Annotated in this window: 2 protein-coding genes; both read right to left on the bottom strand. The window is 72.7% G+C overall.

Annotated features, from left to right (window positions below; all coding sequences use genetic code 11):
* On the bottom strand, positions 1–1,407 hold a 1,407-nt coding region (locus G6018_RS07805), incomplete at its 3' end, for an amidohydrolase family protein (protein WP_182639312.1).
* Between the two features lie 61 nt (positions 1,408–1,468).
* The coding region (locus G6018_RS07810; protein WP_277817762.1) for a pyridoxine 5'-phosphate oxidase C-terminal domain-containing protein at positions 1,469–1,708 on the bottom strand (240 nt) is incomplete at its 5' end.

The following is a 1,708-nucleotide window of genomic DNA, read 5'->3' on the forward strand; positions in this document are numbered from 1 at the left end:
CACCCCCACCGGCCGCGTGTAGGCCGGGGCGAACCCGCGCGCCCGCGCCGAGCGGATCATCCGCTCGGTGAGCTGGGCGTCGGCCTCGTCCGCCAGCGGGTGCAGTGAGCGTGCCCCCTCGGCGACCAGCCGCCCGCCCACGTACACGTGCGTGAGGTTGCGCAGCGAACACGCCAGGACGTACGTGGCCACCGGGTCCCAGATCGGCCCGGTGGCCGGGGCGGTGGGATCCACGACCAGCAGGTCGGCGTGCTTGCCCACCTCGATGCTGCCGATCCGGCCGGACAGGCCGAGCGCCTCCGCGCCACCCAGGGTGTGCATCCGCAGCACCTCGTGCGCGGCCAGGACAGAGGCGTCGGAGTGGACGGCCCGCTGGGTGTAGAGGCCGATGCGCATGTTCTGGAACGGGTCGGAGACGTCGGTGCAGGACTGGTCGTCGAGCCCCATCCCCACCCGGATCCCCGCGGCCCGGTACCCGGCGACGTCGGCGATACCGGATCCCAGCCGGCCGTTGGAGGTGGCCTGCCAGATCACGGCCGAGTCGGTCTCCGCCACGCGGCGGACCATGTGGTCCGTGGGGTGGACGAAGTGGCCGAAGGAGAAGGCGGGGCCCAACACCCCGGCGTGGTCGTACCAGTCGAACTTGGCCCGCTGCACCTCCAGGTGCTCGGCGGTCTCCACGAAGTGCGCCTGGTTGCCCACACGGTGGGTCGCCATGGCGTGCCGTTCGCGTTCGGCGGTGACCGGCGAGGACGACCACTGCACCGACCCGAACACCGATCCGCCCAGATCCAGGTCCCGGGGGACCGTGCGCTGGCGGTGCTCGGTGACGTGGGCGAACGCCTCGAAGCACTCGGCCTCGGGCAGCTGCTCGTCGTCCAGCCGGGTCGAGGTGACGCACCGCAGTCCCGAGTCGGCCTGCGCGTCGATCTGTCGCGTGAGGAACTCGACGTCGTGGACCCGCTCGGCGACCAGGGTGGAGGTGGCGTGGTCGAACACCGCCACCACCCGGCTCTGGGTGAAGTTGTAGGCGCTGGTCACGCCGTTGCGCAGGAAGTCCAGGCAGCCGGCGAGGGTGAACCAGTACAGGTCCTCGGCCTCGGCCCCGACCATCATCTCGCCCATCCGTGAGACCCACCCGTAGAGCGTGTCGTCGGGGGCGATGCCGCGCATCCCGGCGGTGAACAGGTGGCTGTGCGCGGAGACGAACCCGGGCGCCAGGATCGACCCACCCAGGTCGTGGACGGTGCCGGGCAGTCCGGGCGGCGGATCACCGGCACCCAGCGCGGCGATCAGCCCGTCCTCGTCGACGTGGACCCAGCCGTGGAACCACGGCGGGGCGTCGGCTGCAGTCGTTCCCGGGATCGTCGTCACGGGGATGACGAGCGCATCGGTGAAGGTGATCATGAGGGGTCTCTCGTTCTCGGGGCGGCGGCAAGGGTTGGGCGCGCGCGGTCGGCGCGGCGTGTCAGCCCGGGAGGTCCTCAGCCAGCCAGCCGCCGGGACGCAGGTGGAACCGTCGGCGGTGTGAGGGCGCGTCGGGCTCGCCCCGCCAGAACGTCACCGCCTCGGGCCGCAGGCGGTACCCGGTCCAGGTGTCGGGCGGGTCCTGCGGGGTGGGCCCGTGCCGGGAGACGGTCTCCGCCCACACCTCCCGTCGTCCGGCCGGGGGCAGGGCCGCCGTCGCGGGATTGTTGGTCCAGGCCAG

The organism is Dietzia sp. DQ11-44, from assembly GCF_014145205.1.
In the GTDB taxonomy this organism is placed as follows: Bacteria; Actinomycetota; Actinomycetes; order Mycobacteriales; family Mycobacteriaceae; genus Dietzia; species Dietzia natronolimnaea.